This is a genomic window from Robertmurraya sp. FSL R5-0851 (assembly GCF_038002965.1).
Taxonomy (GTDB): Bacteria; Bacillota; Bacilli; order Bacillales; family Cytobacillaceae; genus Robertmurraya_A; species Robertmurraya_A beringensis.
Genome location: NZ_JBBOOE010000002.1, coordinates 126,598 through 142,321, shown reverse-complemented (window position 1 = coordinate 142,321; position 15,724 = coordinate 126,598). Strand labels below are relative to the sequence as shown.

The 15,724-nt window shown below is 36.0% G+C and carries 20 protein-coding genes; 4 read left to right on the top strand and 16 right to left on the bottom strand.

Going from position 1 to position 15,724, the window contains the following annotated elements:
• Positions 1–23 precede the first annotated feature (23 nt).
• Entirely contained in the window at positions 24–1,139 is a 1,116-nt protein-coding gene (locus MKX65_RS24955; RefSeq protein WP_160549407.1) for an IS4 family transposase, read from the bottom strand.
• Positions 1,140–1,341: 202 nt separating this feature from the next.
• Here MKX65_RS24955 and MKX65_RS24950 point away from each other — a divergent pair, with 202 nt between their 5' ends.
• On the top strand, positions 1,342–1,692 hold the full coding sequence (locus MKX65_RS24950) for a helix-turn-helix domain-containing protein (RefSeq protein ID WP_340906598.1): 351 nt from the start codon (positions 1,342–1,344) through the stop codon (positions 1,690–1,692).
• Between the two features lie 236 nt (positions 1,693–1,928).
• Here the strand turns inward: MKX65_RS24950 and MKX65_RS24945 are convergent, their stop codons facing one another.
• The 6 genes from MKX65_RS24945 to MKX65_RS24920 form a co-directional block, all read right to left on the bottom strand.
• Positions 1,929–2,687, bottom strand: a complete 759-nt coding sequence (locus MKX65_RS24945; RefSeq protein ID WP_340906597.1) for a DNA cytosine methyltransferase — start codon at positions 2,685–2,687, stop codon at positions 1,929–1,931.
• Between the two features lie 65 nt (positions 2,688–2,752).
• On the bottom strand, positions 2,753–3,049 hold the full coding sequence (locus MKX65_RS24940; RefSeq protein WP_340906596.1) for a DUF5983 family protein: 297 nt from the start codon (positions 3,047–3,049) through the stop codon (positions 2,753–2,755).
• A gap of 18 nt (positions 3,050–3,067) precedes the next feature.
• Positions 3,068–4,102, bottom strand: a complete 1,035-nt coding sequence (locus MKX65_RS24935; RefSeq protein ID WP_340906595.1) for a hypothetical protein — start codon at positions 4,100–4,102, stop codon at positions 3,068–3,070.
• A 37-nt stretch (positions 4,103–4,139) separates the two neighbouring features.
• Entirely contained in the window at positions 4,140–4,463 is a 324-nt protein-coding gene (locus tag MKX65_RS24930) for a hypothetical protein (protein WP_340906594.1), read from the bottom strand.
• Between the two features lie 88 nt (positions 4,464–4,551).
• The gene (locus MKX65_RS24925) at positions 4,552–5,328 is read right to left on the bottom strand and encodes a hypothetical protein (protein WP_340906593.1); all 777 of its coding nucleotides are present in this window, start codon (positions 5,326–5,328) and stop codon (positions 4,552–4,554) included.
• A gap of 134 nt (positions 5,329–5,462) precedes the next feature.
• Complete coding sequence (locus tag MKX65_RS24920) at positions 5,463–6,074, bottom strand: hypothetical protein (RefSeq protein WP_340906592.1); 612 nt, start codon at positions 6,072–6,074, stop codon at positions 5,463–5,465.
• Between the two features lie 296 nt (positions 6,075–6,370).
• Between MKX65_RS24920 and MKX65_RS24915 the strand changes: the two genes are divergently transcribed.
• Together MKX65_RS24915 and MKX65_RS24910 are read left to right on the top strand one after the other, a co-directional pair.
• The gene (locus MKX65_RS24915; RefSeq protein WP_340906591.1) at positions 6,371–6,829 is read left to right on the top strand and encodes a hypothetical protein; all 459 of its coding nucleotides are present in this window, start codon (positions 6,371–6,373) and stop codon (positions 6,827–6,829) included.
• Between the two features lie 129 nt (positions 6,830–6,958).
• Complete coding sequence (locus MKX65_RS24910) at positions 6,959–7,195, top strand: hypothetical protein (protein ID WP_340906590.1); 237 nt, start codon at positions 6,959–6,961, stop codon at positions 7,193–7,195.
• Between the two features lie 100 nt (positions 7,196–7,295).
• Here the strand turns inward: MKX65_RS24910 and MKX65_RS24905 are convergent, their stop codons facing one another.
• The 4 genes from MKX65_RS24905 to MKX65_RS24890 all read right to left on the bottom strand — a co-directional run bounded on the left by MKX65_RS24905 (position 7,296) and on the right by MKX65_RS24890 (position 10,557).
• Positions 7,296–7,652 carry a hypothetical protein gene (locus tag MKX65_RS24905; protein WP_340906589.1) on the bottom strand — a complete coding sequence of 119 codons (357 nt, stop codon included), beginning with the start codon at positions 7,650–7,652 and terminating at the stop codon, positions 7,296–7,298.
• Positions 7,653–7,887: 235 nt separating this feature from the next.
• The gene (locus MKX65_RS24900; RefSeq protein ID WP_340906588.1) at positions 7,888–8,595 is read right to left on the bottom strand and encodes a hypothetical protein; all 708 of its coding nucleotides are present in this window, start codon (positions 8,593–8,595) and stop codon (positions 7,888–7,890) included.
• A 75-nt stretch (positions 8,596–8,670) separates the two neighbouring features.
• Positions 8,671–9,774 carry a hypothetical protein gene (locus MKX65_RS24895; RefSeq protein WP_340906587.1) on the bottom strand — a complete coding sequence of 368 codons (1,104 nt, stop codon included), beginning with the start codon at positions 9,772–9,774 and terminating at the stop codon, positions 8,671–8,673.
• A gap of 216 nt (positions 9,775–9,990) precedes the next feature.
• The gene (locus MKX65_RS24890; RefSeq protein ID WP_340906585.1) at positions 9,991–10,557 is read right to left on the bottom strand and encodes a hypothetical protein; all 567 of its coding nucleotides are present in this window, start codon (positions 10,555–10,557) and stop codon (positions 9,991–9,993) included.
• Between the two features lie 337 nt (positions 10,558–10,894).
• Between MKX65_RS24890 and MKX65_RS24885 the strand changes: the two genes are divergently transcribed.
• Positions 10,895–12,028, top strand: coding sequence for an IS110 family transposase (locus tag MKX65_RS24885; RefSeq protein ID WP_160549954.1), 1,134 nt, complete (start codon positions 10,895–10,897; stop codon positions 12,026–12,028).
• 184 nt (positions 12,029–12,212) lie between these two features.
• Here MKX65_RS24885 and MKX65_RS24880 read toward each other — a convergent pair whose 3' ends face one another.
• From MKX65_RS24880 to MKX65_RS24860, 5 genes are all read right to left on the bottom strand, one after another.
• Positions 12,213–12,416, bottom strand: coding sequence for a hypothetical protein (locus MKX65_RS24880; RefSeq protein WP_340906583.1), 204 nt, complete (start codon positions 12,414–12,416; stop codon positions 12,213–12,215).
• Positions 12,417–12,524: 108 nt separating this feature from the next.
• Positions 12,525–12,953, bottom strand: a complete 429-nt coding sequence (locus MKX65_RS24875; protein WP_340906582.1) for a DUF4257 domain-containing protein — start codon at positions 12,951–12,953, stop codon at positions 12,525–12,527.
• A gap of 154 nt (positions 12,954–13,107) precedes the next feature.
• A complete protein-coding gene (locus tag MKX65_RS24870; protein WP_340906580.1) occupies positions 13,108–13,386 on the bottom strand; it encodes a hypothetical protein in 279 nt (92 codons plus the stop codon).
• Positions 13,387–13,649: 263 nt separating this feature from the next.
• Complete coding sequence (locus MKX65_RS24865; RefSeq protein ID WP_340906579.1) at positions 13,650–14,264, bottom strand: excalibur calcium-binding domain-containing protein; 615 nt, start codon at positions 14,262–14,264, stop codon at positions 13,650–13,652.
• Between the two features lie 209 nt (positions 14,265–14,473).
• Entirely contained in the window at positions 14,474–15,589 is a 1,116-nt protein-coding gene (locus MKX65_RS24860) for an IS4 family transposase (RefSeq protein WP_160549961.1), read from the bottom strand.
• Positions 15,590–15,724 lie beyond the last annotated feature (135 nt).

The window sequence follows — 15,724 nt, the reverse complement described above, 5'->3', positions numbered from 1 at the left end:
TTGCGACGACGACAGTTTGTGTATTAAGGAATCGTTTTTCCTTCGATTTTCCGAAGCCAAATATGTGCCGGCTTCCACAAAACAGCTCTTAGATAACGGCTAATTTGTAAGGTTTTACGCTTGCTTTTTGTCTCGAGTTGAACGAGGACATGTAGGCAAAAAACGATTAATGCGATAAACACTTGATTGTGGATCGCCCATTCACTTCGACCGTAGAACTTTTTGATATTGAGGTGCTGTTTGATCCATTTGAAAAACAACTCAATTGCCCAGCGCGATTTATACATCTCTGAAATCTCTTCGGCGCTTAAATCAAAACGATTCGTAAGTAACTGAAGTTCGTTTCCTTTTGAATCCATCACTCTTAAAAGACGAAAGTAGTTCTCAGTACGGTTTTGAGTTGTACCAATCAACACCATTTGATCGGACAGAACATTCGTATCCTCGGGTAGATTATAATCGTAGACCTCTCGTATGACTGCGTTTTTACGAAGCCTAGATAGAAAAAAGTACCCATCATCTGTCATGCGATCAAAGCGTTCATAGTCTAGATAGCCCCGGTCAAATACATACATGCATTCCTTGTCGTCTACCATGATTTCGAGTTGACCACGATCATGTTCCTTTGCCATTGTTAGCACAGCCTTTTCAGGATAAGAAATTCCTTTTTCCATAAATACTAGGCGCAAATGTAACTTTACACCCGCTTTTGTTTTGCGGAACTCTGCCCATTTATGATTAGTCAAATTAAGTGGCAATGTGCTTGAATCAATGATTTTTAACGGCATGACGAGTTTGGTGTAGTGTGTTTTGGCATGAATTTGTGCGACCAGATCAAGGAAAAGTCGTTGGAATAAATCTGGATTCATCCCATTTAATCGTCGTGAAAGCTGAGAAATACTAATGGAATCCAGATCAATGCCTTTTTGGAGTTGATCATCAAAAAGACAATCACTCAACGCATGAAGACTTTCTACTTCTTCAAGCTGTGCATAAAGTAATAATTTTAAAAATGATTCCGTCGTAAGTTTTTTCGTATAGAAATCTAATTTCAATGTTTTCACTTGATCATCAAATAATTCAACATTTATAGGTGAAAACCATTGTCCAAATGATGTTTTTCGTGTAATCTTATCCATAAGATTGGTCCTTTATTATTGGATTTGGACGGGATTACCACCTGACCTATCCATTATAAAGGACTTTTTCTTTGCATAAAATAATAAAATTGAACATTTTGAGTTTTTTAAATAGTGAAATTAAATTAATACAACACTAGTGAATGCATACATATTAATTAGTGAATTTTTCTTGTCTACAGTTAAATAAGAGGTGAGTATTTTGTCTAATTTATTATTGACTGTAGGCTCGCGGATAAGGGCCATTAGGAAACAAAAAGGTTTAACACAGGAACAACTTGCTGAATTAGCAGGACTACAGGATTCTTATATTGGGGGAGTTGAAAGAGGAGAACGAAATATTTCAATGGAAACTTTAGAGAAATTGTTAGTAGGGCTGAATATATCCCCTCTTTTCCTTTTCCAATATCATTCAATAGATATTGAGGGTGAAGGTGATAAAAAGGATGTAATAAATAAACTTAACGTTATCCTTGAAAACTCAACTAAAGATGAATTAATCCTTATTTATAATATTGTAAAAGAAATAAAAGAATACAATAGAAAAAATTAATGTATGCTCCCCTATAAGTTTGTCACAATTTATTCATTAGCTTCTACTAATAATTAATAAAAAAGGGAAAGTTAATATAAAAGAAGACCCGACTGTAGAAAAAGAGGGGAAGTTAGGTTATTTAAAAAATAGCCTTTTTATTTTGCTTTAAATAGGATATGACTATTGTAAACCAGATTTTGTCCAGGAAATATGGATAAAATTAATACAATATAGTATTGATAACAAAAAAAATATTATCTCCACGTACTTGACGTTATACAAAAGTAGGAAGGTACTTGCTCGACAATAATGGCCTTACAATTGGTTGCCATTACTAATCTCGCAAAATGCGGTCCTAAGCCTTCTAATACACCATTGCTTTGACCGCCAAGGCTACTAAATGTCACGCATGGTGGTGACAGCCACGTTACATCAACGGACGGAACGTAAGAAGGATGTAGGCTCTTCACATCTCCCCAATACGTACTTGATGAAGAGAAGTTATGAGCATATGATTCTACCGCTAAGTTCCATACATCTGCGCCTATCTTACCCTCGAAAAATCCAGTACTTTCAAGGACAGATGTTGCTACGCCTGCACCGGATGGGAAGGAAGCAACCGTTAACTTACTCATCGGATTGTTACTGCTTAACCGAGGCTGGCCGATAACACATAAGTCAAAGGTTTGTTCTTTCCTTATCACAATGACCGAATCAGATACCAAAATATCGATCTTCTCCTTTGTGCGGAACAGGAGAGCTAAATCACCGTTTGAATAATCAATCAGGGGTCGCTCTTTATTCCAGGAAGGACGTTTTCTCTTTGATACTCTGTAAAAAATTTCCTCCGCTTTCTTAATGACCAATGCTTGCTTGACATAGGTGTAGGAAATGGATTCTCCCACTTCAAAATTACCTGCTTCAAGAACAGCTGGCTCAAGAAAAATACGAGGATTGCCGTACTTATTCGTACTCGTCCTTACATTCCGTATCATTTTTACACTTGTGTCCACGATGATTCCTCCTTAAATAAAAAGACAGAGCAAATCAGTTAGATTTCTCTGTCCTTATATGTCCTCTATTCGTATATGGGTAGATTCGGTTCGACTAACGATTCACAATCGAACATGATCCACTGAACATCTATTGAAACCGCGTAATCCAACACTTGTTTCATATCCTCTGGAATGGATTGAAAGGTAGGCTCATTAGGATTCACTTTATAGTCTTCAGGTATAGGAATAAACCAACCATAATCACTCTTTTCATAGGGTGATAATGGATAAGGGTTGTCCATTAACCACTGTCTTGTTGACTCGGTTAAGTGAATCGTACTAATGTCTAACATTCTCTCAATGATTGTCTTTTGTATCATTTCTTTCTCCTCCAATTCTTAGATAGCCATTGCTAGCTGGAAGTTTTCCTCTTCAAAGAAGTCCCCTTCCTTCTTGTCCCCAAAATCAACGAAACAGCCGCAGCCCGAAACATCATACTTTAGGTCAAACTGGTCCTCTTGTGTGGTAAACCCTGTATTCCCATTTAACTCTCTTGCGTATTTAGCAAGCGGATAAGCACCACCATGTCGCTTTAAAAAGCTGTATTGGTTGATTACAAGATCCGTAGGGATATACACTTTTGGCCTTTTAGCTCTACCATAAAAGTAATCACTATAACAATCTTTCAGATTCTTATGCCATAAAGCCTTTACTTCATCATCTAAACCATCTACTTCAAGATTCTTAATGTAGTGGTACTCAGATACGTAAAGCTTTAAATAATGTTCCTGTTCAACAAGCTCATTAAATACTTGTGGCATCTCTTCTTTAAGTCGTTTAAAGTGAGCTAAACCTCCTCTTATACACCGTCCTCCACAATTGTTGTGACTGAAACCTTTTAAATAAAGTTCAGGAATCCGAATATTCCACTTATCCAATACATCTTGATTATTGATAAAGTAGTCGATTAAGGGGAATTGGCATTCGAATGGAGACCAATTTCTTTTTATCGGTTCCGAACGATGTGCCTCCTGGAAATCTATCCCAAAATAAAGAGTAGCATCTATCCGAAAGTCCTCTTGCTTGAGAAACTGTTTATTTCTCCATACTTCAATCTTAGGAGTAATGCCTTTCTTTAAATAATCGGCTGCCACTTTCATTTTCAAGTACTTAGAACAATTGGGAATTCGGTTGTTAAAGATCACATGTTGTTCGAACATTAGTTGAATTGGCGTCAATCCTGTACTGATTGTGACTAGCGGTAACTCCAATTTATCTGCTGTTTCATGAACGAATCGGTACAAGTCCCCGTCCTCCCAGAGCGTGTCACTAAAAATAAGGAGCACGTTATCGTTCGGGTACTTTTCTTTAACAAAGTCCACTACAGAGAAGCTCGATGCTCCACCAGAGAAGAAAATGATATGATTTTTCATGGTATATTCCTCGATTCTTTTATATGTTTTTCCTCTGCTATGAAATCAGTTGTTGGTGAGTTGAAAGATAGTTGTTTTGATACTCTAAATGAATGGCTAACAAGAGGGATTTTAATTCTTTGAAATCCTCCTCTATTAGTCCAGGTTCATAGATACAATCAGAAAACCAATACTCCCCATCTCTCCGCATACAACCTACTTCAAACGGTCTGAATCCTTCCCCCTTACTCCCGTTAAAATCTTCTAGAGAAGCTGTTACATTCGGATCAAGATAATGAAGGTTAGGACCAATCCGTTTTTTCCAAAGATAATCACTCCATCTACACCCACTCTTACCGCTATTCGGAACCCTTCTATACAATTCAGGTTTCTAAAAGCATAGGTAAATCCGTCTTTGTTGGAGAAGATCCAATTTGGAAATTGCTCTTGGATAGAAAAAGGCTGTGGATTCATTTAGACCACAACCCTTCACGTTCATTCCACGTAAACCCTTCATTAATGGCTAACGCAACAAACGAATCATCGTTATCAGCTATGTTATAACCCATATCCATCAATTCGTACCTTACCTGTTGGTCATTCAATTGAAGAGTAAACCCTTTTGCATAGGCATACTTTCCGCAGCAGATGACTTCCTCCGCTTCCTTTACGAAATAGCCTGTTTCCTCATGAGTAAAGAGAGAATGATAATAGGGGTTATACAGCACTTTTGAATAATCAGCTGTTACATTCACGTTATACGCAAGCAAGGTGCCTCTGATATACGCATGAACCCTTTTTCTCTTCTCATTTACCGTTTTCATTCTTCCGCTTTCAGATACGACAAATCGAGCATCCTTCAGATGAACCGTACTACAATGAGCGAGTACCAATCCTGTCTTTGAATCGCGAATGCTGTAGCCATTATCTGTATGAAGATTACGGTATACGTCTACTGTTGCTCCCAACTCAACCTTTCTTTCCTTATAAGGGGTAAAGAACTTATCTTCTTCTGGAGAAGGTGTTTCAATTGGTTTTACAGATAGAATATCTCCCGAATAAAAAACGTCAGCAGAAGTATCTCCGAACTCCCAAAAAAGAACATCAATAATGCCTGAGTCGTAGTTGTAATCCAATCCTCTAAATTCACCTTGAATCGTTACATTCTTGGTATCATTCTTTGGATCTGGAACAACAATCTCATAACAATCTCCAACATTCTTAAACTTCTCATATGGTTTTTTCATCTTTCTTCCTCCTTAAAATAGAAAAAGACAAAGAAATCTGTACGTATTTGTACGGTTCTTTGTCCTCCATAAATTATGTTTTTTATATGTACAGTCGAATGGTATCTGACTGTAACAATCCATCTCCATGTGTGTTAAATCGTAAGCATTGATAGAGCATACTGGTAATGATCTTTTGATAAATCCCAGTTAGTTACTCCATTTGTTAGTGCGATCTTACGATTCATCACTTTTCGATAATCCTTTACTCCATCCAGAAGAGAAATCAAATTCTTTGGATAGGTTAACCCGGTCTTTATCTCAAATTCTTGAATAAAATTCTGGTCACGGGTAGGAAACAAAGCTTGGTCTTGAAAAGTACCAATTGTCATTTTATCTACTTTATTACTTGCATGATTCTTATAGATAACACGATACTCATGGATTTCCTTTACTTCACATAGTTCATATAAGGTTCTCCACTTTCCAAAAGCTTCTTTTCTGCAAACAAAAAAGAGCTGACCGATAGTTGGTTGTATCCCACTAACATCACCCCAAAGACATTTCATATGCTCGTATTTGTAGTAATCCTCAAAGATTCCGTCTATAGTTGATTCATTATTAGAGCGGTATTCTTCAAGTTTGGTATAACCCTCTACAAAATCTTCCACCTCTTCTACCACCTCATATTCTTCAGTGATTGACCCGGAATAGGGACTATGTAGGTAATATAGATTTAGTATCCTGTGACGTTTCAGCTTGTACATCTTTAACCCTCCAATAAGTAATATTTCTTATTTTTTTAAAAATTAACAGACCACCTTTCCGAGAACGCAAAAAAGCCCTTGGATAGAATTTAGACACACTGAAACAAAAGTGTCTTCCTTCAACCCAAAGGCTGCTAGTTTAATAGAATCCCGCTAACGATATGTAAAGATCGTTGCAATAAAAATAAGAAATAATAAAAAAGATATGTCTCAATTATATCAGTTGTTTAAAGATTGAATAGAAAAGATAGTTATAATGACTTTATAAGATAAATCATTAAGAATTGAGGTCGAAAATGTCATCTGAATATAGTTCAAATCACGCACATATCACTGGGGAATTTGGGGAGCTCTTAGTTTTATACTGGTTATCGAAGAATGGGTATGAAAGTGTACATGCTCAACATGTTGGAATTGATATTATTGCTAGTAAAAACGGAAAGCGATTAGGTATATCCGTTAAAAGCAGAAGCAGAAAAGAAGGAAAATTAGATTTCTCTTTAACCATGAATGACGTTGATAATCAAATGATGAAAGTTAAGGATGCCTGTTTACATTTTGATTGTGAACCTTATTTTGCATTTGTAGTAGATCAGATTGACACTATAACGGTCGTTGTAACTCCTCTTTCCGTTATAGAGACTTATTACCCTGGTAGTTCAAAATCTTCTCGAAGTTGGAATATCCTTAAATTATCTAAAGATGGCCGTACAAGTATGTTTGAGATAGATTGGAAAACAAAAGGTACAATATAAAAAAAACGATACTAGAGCAAAGATTAGGTTGCTTCGTAATGGTGTATTTATTTACCTGTATTACGGAAAAGGAATTTAAGTTAGGCTTGGAGAATACAAGAGTATCAATTCATACTAGGGGGAAAGGTAATGGACAAGTTAACAATGATAGCTGGTCTTTTATTTCTAAGTGAAATAAAGGAATACCAGGATTCGGCCATAAAATTATTAAATGGGGACTTAACATTGGACTCAGCCAAAAAAATCCCTAAACTTGCGGAACAAGTGTATGAGCTTGAAAACCTTTTAAAAACTGAATCAGTAGATGAAGATACTCAACAAAAAGTGATGAAATTCGTGGAAGAGTATTTATTTGAAGTAGTATAAAACTGGATAGAAATAAGGGACTCTTAAATTGAGTCCCTTTTTTTGTTAAGCAAAAGCAACTGTTTACTGGATCAACAAACCCATAATTGAACCTTAATTATTAATTTGCAAAAGTAGTATGCTTCGCTTTCCACTTTTCAAGAGCAATAAATAGCCAGAATGAATAAATACCCAGAGTGATGACACATAAGAACCACCACTTAATCCAATTTCCGAAAAGGCCAATTGCACTTCCATTGAATTTAAGTCTGCGCCCTTCAACGACAGTATGGTTGATTTTCCATCCATATATCATTGTAAGTGCCCAAGGATAACAAATCGCGAATGTAAACACAGTCACTAACCAGCCAAGTAAAGTCCAACCTATAAATTGTAAAAGTCCACCGTCAAAATATGACTTACCTGTTCCAGTTGCAACATGTTGAATATTATTGTTAATTACAACTTCTGTACTCATTATTTCACCACCTTCCATTTTGGGTAAATTATCCCATAAAAACTTATGAAATCTAGTATAATTTATTCATGCGTAATGGTACATAGAAAATTTTAATATATTTAATTAGGTTGATATTTTGTTAGTGTTAGTTTTTCTTAATCGTCACTTGCAACAGATTAATGTTTGAATTAATAAACGCTGTATTTTCCATTGAGAAATACAGCGTTTTCTATTATTCAAATCAACTTTCTTCTTATTGAATGATTTTGCTTTCAAAGAATTGCTTACATTGTTCCTCGGTTATATCAGTAGTTGTAACTTCTTTATGCATTAGATTACCGGGATTCTTATTATGTTCAGGTTCATTTTCCATCGGGTCAGGGTCATTTTTCGCTCCATCTTTATTAGTGAAATTTAAAATATGTCCTAATTCGTGAGCCAAAACTTTCTCTGTAGCACTTTCTGACATTATAATAAAGCTATGATAATATGATTCCTCTTCAAATTTTCGATACCATGAACGTCCTGAAACACCACTTTTTAAAGCATCCCCTTTAGCATATAGTATTACTAACTCAATTTCGGGAAAATACGTTTTATTATGATTAAAAATGCTCTTCATCTGCTCTGTATAATCAGATTCTAGAGTTTCAGCATCAATAACCGCTTTATCAGGATTACCTGTTGTAACTGGCCCCCAAACAGGTCTAATGGTTAGTTTTTTTCCACATTTGTCTGAAAATAGGGATTCGACAGATATAAGGTGACTTTTTATTTTCTCCTTCATTTCTTCGGTAACGTCATAGGTTACTGCTGTAGATCCCCTAGCTACAAGTCTTTCCTTGTTTATAGAACTAACTATAATAGCATTTACATATTGGTTATCTGGGACTGGTAGCCTCTTATGTCTTCCATTTTCAAATTGAGGTCCCGAACCAAATACGTCTTCCCAAAAGCTCAAGATTAAACCCCCTTCATAATAATTAGATGCATTCCCTTTTTTGTTCAATCCATTCCCTTGAAGTGCTTAAACTTTTCAATGATCTCGGGGATCAGTTTGCATATCCCTAATACAACACTCCGCTCTTAATGGAGGACTAGTCCAATATTTCACAGCAGCTTCGGGTAAACCAGCTGTATCACCACCGCAACCTATACCTGCATGTGTTCCAAAGCTTTCTTCGTAAGCTATATGGGTTCTTCCAGTCGTATGCATCATCTCGTGAATTACTGTTTCTGCCAGTAGATTTAGCCCATTGACCTCATCGGTAGCTGGGAAGGAACTTTCTTTTATACCTATCTCACTAAGACTCTCAGGATTCACCCTAGCCCGTGCATCAGCATCGGAATTAAGCGCGGAAAAGTGAATAACCTTTTTAAATCCATCTTGAATTAATGATTTAGATTCCTCTTCATTTAGATAGGAACACTCATTTATTGATTTTAATGCGACTTTAATCGCTTTATAAATCCTTAATACGAATTCATCACTTAAATTTTCATTACTAAATACTTTTTTATCATTAAATGTATAGTTCCAATGAACATGTTCCAAATATTCAGGAATATCTTCTACCTCAGCAAAGCCTTCTTTGAAAAATAGAGCGAAAACTGCATCTCCTCTTTCTCTCGGATTTAAAGGGTCTGCTTCAGTATATACTGGAATACCAGTTACATAGTTCGTTTTAACTGCAAAATCATGTACTGCTTTGAACTGCTCACGATGGGTACCAAATAACGGGTAAGTAATTCCAATAGCTATGAAATCATTCAAATAAATCAATTTAGGATCGGCAGCTTCCTCAAGTATGAAATTCACACCGAGAACTACATAATTGTCCTTTTTAGCTTGTTCAAAGGTGGGAATTGCCCCTACATATGAACCTCCTACTATATCTGGTTTCTGTACAAGTAGATTAGCCTCTCTTAACCACAAAGGTATAAATTCTGGATATTCAAGCACTTCTCCTAACAAAGATACTGGCATGTCTTGGTAAACACATGCTTCTTTTTTTAACTTTACTACTGGCAAGTAATTGTAATACTTTCCTGGTATATAAGAAAATGTTGGATAACCCCCAAAAAAGCCTTCCCGATGGCTATACCGATTTATTGAAATCATCTCTGTCCTATCACTCAACGTAATTATCCTCCTTTATCTACTCTATATTTAATAACTTTGTCTCTCATCAACTAAAATTATTAGTGTTATTAATCGCGCATATTTTTGGACAAATAAAATAGAAGCGGTTAAATCACCGCTTCTTATGTAGGATTTCTCACGTACTAATTCTAATACTCTTTGGACAATAATTTTTTTCAAAATCTTTATGGAGTCTAAAACAATTCCGTTAACTTATTTTACTTCCTTCCAAACCCCATTATTAAGGTTTCTTTCAATCTCTTCTATTGGCCACGACTCAGATATTAATTCCCCATCTTTTATTGTTAAAACCGCATACGTGTAGTGTCCTTCATGTTCTAACTTATAGAGTTTATAGACGCTTGGTTCGTTTCCTACCTTAAATTTAATCGGGTGCATGGTACTAAACCTCGTTTCTTCATCTAACGTTTTATATCTATTTTCTGCACTATCTAAAATTTCATTAATCTGTGTCATAATTATTGTACGCACTTTTTCATTTGGGGCAGCCAATAGTTCCATCTTGAGTTCCTGTAGCTTAATATCCTCTTCTTCTGTTAGAAGGTCTTTAAGACGTTTAGGCGACCCACTATCAGAAGTTTCCTGTCTTCCGTTTCCGTTCATTAAAGAGTCATATCTAATTTGCGCTAGACTTATTAGTTCATCTATTTCTGTTTGGATAATTAATCTCTGTTTTTTATTATGTGCTTCAAGTAACTCAAATTGCAGATTTTCAAATTGTTCTAGTTCTGTTTCGTTGAAAAAATCCTTAAGACGCATTATCAGCACCCCTTCCATTTGGTATATGCCTTTATTTTAAAGGGGATTTTCTACTAAATCTATTATAGAAATAAAATAACAAAAAACAATCATGATCTTTCGCTCTTAACCCAGGAATGAAAATTGGTTCCCCACTCCATAATGTAGATACCACAAACAGTGAGTATATGACGTGGCTCTTATTGGTGGTCTTACCCTGTACAAAAAACTGTTGGAATGAATTTGGTGCACAACCCATTGTTAGCTCTCTCCTATGAGAGATGACTACGAACAGAAAAATGCTTAATTTCAAATTCATTCCACTGTTTGTGGAATATAATTCTGGAAGGTTGAACAAATGGAAACATTGTACAAACGGTGTGCTGGCTTGGATGTTCACTCAGAGACTATTGTAGCCTGTGTCCTAATGGGTGAATCAGAGGCAGACCTGGTAAAAGAAACTGAAACATTTCCTACTATGACTAAAGACTTGTTTCGGCTTCTAAAGTGGTTAGAAGAAAAACAGGTAACTCATATTGCGATGGAAAGCACTGGCGTTTACTGGAAACCTGTTTATAACATCTTAGAAGATTTTTTTGATATTACCTTGGCAAACGCACAAAGAATCAAAAACGTTCCCGGTAGAAAGACAGATGTGTCAGATGCAGAATGGATTGCCAAATTATTAAGACATGGATTAATAGAGAAGAGCTTTGTTCCTCCAGAGGACATAAGAAATCTAAGGGATCTAACTCGTCTCCGCAAGAAATGGATTGGTCATATGACATCTGAAAAGAATCGAATCCAAAAGGTACTTGAGACTTCAAATATCAAATTAAGTACAGTAATTTCAGATGTATTTGGAGTTTCCGGCAGGAAACTTTTAGAACAACTAATGTCTAATGGTTACTTAGATCAAAAAGACGTTGAACAAAGAATTCATGGTCGAATGGCTCATAAAAAACAGTCAATTACGGACTCCTTGTTTGGTACGATAAATGACCACCAATTATTTCTTATCAAACAATCTTGGATGCACATTGTCTATCTAGAAGAGTTAATATCAGATATTGAAAAAAGGATAGATGAAATCTTAAAAGACTACAAAGAAGAAGTGGATATCATTGTCACGATGACAGGTATTAAAAAAGATACAGCAGCTACAATAATTGCAGAAATCGGAGTAAATATGGAACAATTTCCTACTTCCAAACATATTGCTTCCTGGGCAGGACTATCACCAGGAAATCATGAAAGTGCAGGGAAAAGAAAAAGCACACGGACGGTGAAAGGAAACCCTCATATTAAGTCAGCACTTTGCGAAGCTGCGTGGGCAGCATCACGAAGTAAAAACACCAGGTTATCCGCTAAATATTGGTCACTAGCTGCAAGAAGAGGAAAGAAAAAAGCACTCGTTGCCATTGGACATCGAATGCTTACAATCATCTATCACATGCTAAAGAACAAAGAACCCTACCATGAGTCAACATAAATTAGCAGTATAGACAAAAGTTAAAAAAGATATTCGAGATACCATAAATTTAGGTACCTCTGCTTTCCTATTGCAAAAATTGCATTAATAATATCATTAACACAACTGATCTTGTTTAAACCCATATTTATTTTCACAGAAAAAGAGCCGTATCCCTCAGTTAAAAGGAATACAGCTCTTTTACTTAAATTGCATGTTCATATGTGGTTGCTTGCTCTTCACTACTAGTGAATAAAGCATTATATCTACTTCTTGCAGCATCTAAAATCTCATCAATTTGTGCCAGGATCAGTGTACGCACTTTATCATTTGGCGCATCAAGTAATTCTGATTTTAATTGCTCAAGTTTCGTATCCTCTTCTTCCGTAAGAAAGTCCTTAAGACGCATAGGTCTGTCTCCTTTCATTGATATATGTTTTTGCTTGTTAGGCTCCGATTAAATGTTGATTTTATTATAACATATAACCCTATGCAGAATATGTAAGAAAGAGCAGAATTACTCTTGCTCGTTCTTATCAACTTGATTCACATCTTCTACTGATTGGGAAGATAGCTGTTCAGCATCTTCTTGCTTAGTAGACTTCTTTTTGGATGGAGAAGGTAATTTTTCATTTATCTGGTCATTAACCTTCTTTAACGCTTCCTCGTTTTTCTTCTTATTATTAGCGTCTGCTGTTAGTACGGCTGTTTCACCTGCTTGTCCGCCAATAATCGCAAGGATAATCACACGTCCTATTTCAGTAGGTTCACCCATTAAAACAGTGATAACAGCACCCACCACACCGTATAGACAATCCGGGACGAACCCTGGATCTACGGCTGTCTTTAAATTACGTGGTTTTTTAATGGTGTTGTTTCGTTTTGCATGGTTTAATAGCCCCATCACAGCACCAATAATGACCGTAATAATCATATTAGTTAGCATTCCACTTCACTCCTTTCATTTGATGTGCCGAAAAAATGGCATAAAAAATGACCTAACGAGTGATAGATTAAATTTATCTTTGTAGATAAATAGTCCACCAACCATTAGGCCGTTTCTAGAAAATACATAAGCATTTTTGTTTTCTCCCAAAATTTCATTGGATTTGTAAGATACTAAACCATTGAGGTTCAGATGTACCGACTTGTTCAGAATGATGACAATTCGGACATTCTAAATAATACTCCTCTAAGGTTAAATACCTTTCCATTTCCTTTTTAAAGGTAGGGTCAGATTCATCTATCCCGCGGTGATGTAATGAATCTTTATAATCGTCTTCCTTTAAAAATTGTTCCTCTGTAATTGTTGTTGTGAATTCATGATCACAAGTTGTACAATCACATTTCATTTGTTTCCCAATTAAACTTCTACTCATTTTACCTTTTTCTCCTTCCTTATCACTCTTCAGCGAAAGTACAGTGCTCTAAACACAAAAAGGCGACCTGGGAAGATAGAATTTTAATGCACCTCAAATAAAGGTGTAAATCCATCAACCCAAAGGTCGCTAATAGTTTAAAAGAGTCCCGTTAATCCAACAAAAGAGGATTACAAAAAAATTATAAAAACAAAAAAACTTATGGAGTAATTTTACTATATTGGTAATAGGGATTCAAGATTATTTAGTTTTCTAGGAATCTTTTAGTCATCACAAGCTATTCCGTCTCCATCTCTGTCTAGTCTGTGATCACCAAAGCCTGCCGCAATGGATGCTTTCATAAAGCTTGTTGCTTCCCCTTGTCGTGAGAAGTCACTACAGTCTCTATCTACAGAATAATTAACAGCTGGTGTTGACTGCGCTTTTGCTTGCTCTGCTTTTTTCTTTTCCTCCGCTTCAGCAGCTCTCTTCTTAGCTAGTTGTTCAGCAAGTTTTCGTTGTTCTTCTTCACGCTTTTTTTGTTCTTCTAGTCGTTTCTGTTCCTCTTCAGCTCGTCTTTGTTCTTCTAGTCGTTTCTGTTCCTCTTCAGCTCGTCTTTTTTCTTCCTCAATACGTCTCTTTTCCTCTTCAACTTTTCGTTGTTCTTCCTCGATCTTTCTCTTTTCTTCATCTTCTTTTGCTATTTGTTCAGCTTTTTCAAGATTTGCAACTAGTGTTTCCGCAGCATCCTCTTCTCGTCCGAAATTACCAACTTCATGTAGGACACAAGGAACAACCCTCCACAATAGCAAAAATATAAGAATTATAATGATAAGTTTCCCTTGCCATGTAGACTTTTCTTCTTTTTTTCGACGATAAATCCACCATAGTGTTACCAATATAATGATTAATAAGATAATGTTCCAAATCGATCCGAAAATACATTTAATCGTAAAAAATCACTAGTGTTGTATAAATAATGTCATAATTTTCAGTTTAATCATCTTTCTTGATTAGAGCCAAAAAGGTAAATACCCTATTAAAGGTGGCTCCATCCATTTGGATTTTATTTACAATTAGACCTGTGCGACAACGACAATTTGTTTATTTAAGGGATGGCTTTTCCTTCAATCTTTCGAAGCCAGATATTCGCTGGTTTCCACAATGCAGCCCTTAAATAACGGCTAATTTGTAAGGTTTTTCGCTTACTTTTTGTTTCGATTTGTACGAGAACATGTAGGCAAAAAACAATCAGTGCGATAAACACTTGATTTTGAACTGCCCATTCGCTTTGACCGTAGAATTTTTTGATGCTGAGATGTTGTTTAATCCACTTAAAAAATAGCTCAATTGCCCAGCGAGATTTGTACATCTCCGAAATTTCTTCGGCACTCAAATCAAAACGATTCGTAATAAGCTGGAGTTCATTTCCTTTTGAATCCATCACTTTTAGAAGGCGAAAGTAATTTTCAGCACGGTTTTGAGTCGTACCAATCAATACCATTTGGTCTGACAAAACAGTCGCTTTCTCTGGTAGGTTAAAATCGAAAACTTCCCGTATGACTGCATTTTTACGTAGTCTGGAAAGAAAAAAGTAGCCATCATCAGTCATGCGATCAAAGCGCTCGTAGTCTAGATAGCCACGATCAAACACATACATGCATTCCTTGTCATCCACCATGATTTCAAGCTGACCACGGTCATGTTCTTTTGCAGTTGTCATAACGGCTTTTTCAGGATAGGAAGTACCTTTTTCCATAAACACAAGACGGAGATGCAACTTTACTCCCGCCTTTGTTTTGCGAAATTTTGCCCATTTATGATTGGTTAAATTGAGTGGCAGCGTGCTTGAATCAATAATTTTTAACGGCATCACAAGTTTCGTATAGTACGTTTTGGTATGAATTTGTGATACTAAATCAAGGAAAAGCCTTTGGAATATATCTGGATTCATCCCATTCAATCGGCGTGACAGCTGAGAAATACTGATAGAATCAAGGTCGATTCCTTTTTGAAGCTGGTCATCGAATAGACTATCGCTTAGTGCATGCAGACTTTCGATTTCTTGTAGTTGCGCAAAAAGTAGTAATTTAAGGAATGACTCAGTCGTTAGTTTTTTCGTATAGTAATCTAATTTCATCGTTTTCACCTGTTCTTCAAATAATTGAAGGTTTATTGGTGAAAACCATTGTCCAAATGAATTTTTTCGTGTAATCTTGTCCATGCGTATGTCCTTTTATAGTGGATTTGGACGGGTTACCACCTGACTTATCCATTATAAAGGACTTTTTCTTTGCACAAAATAATAAAATTGAACATTTTAAGTATTTCCAATAGTCAAATTAAATTAACGCAACAC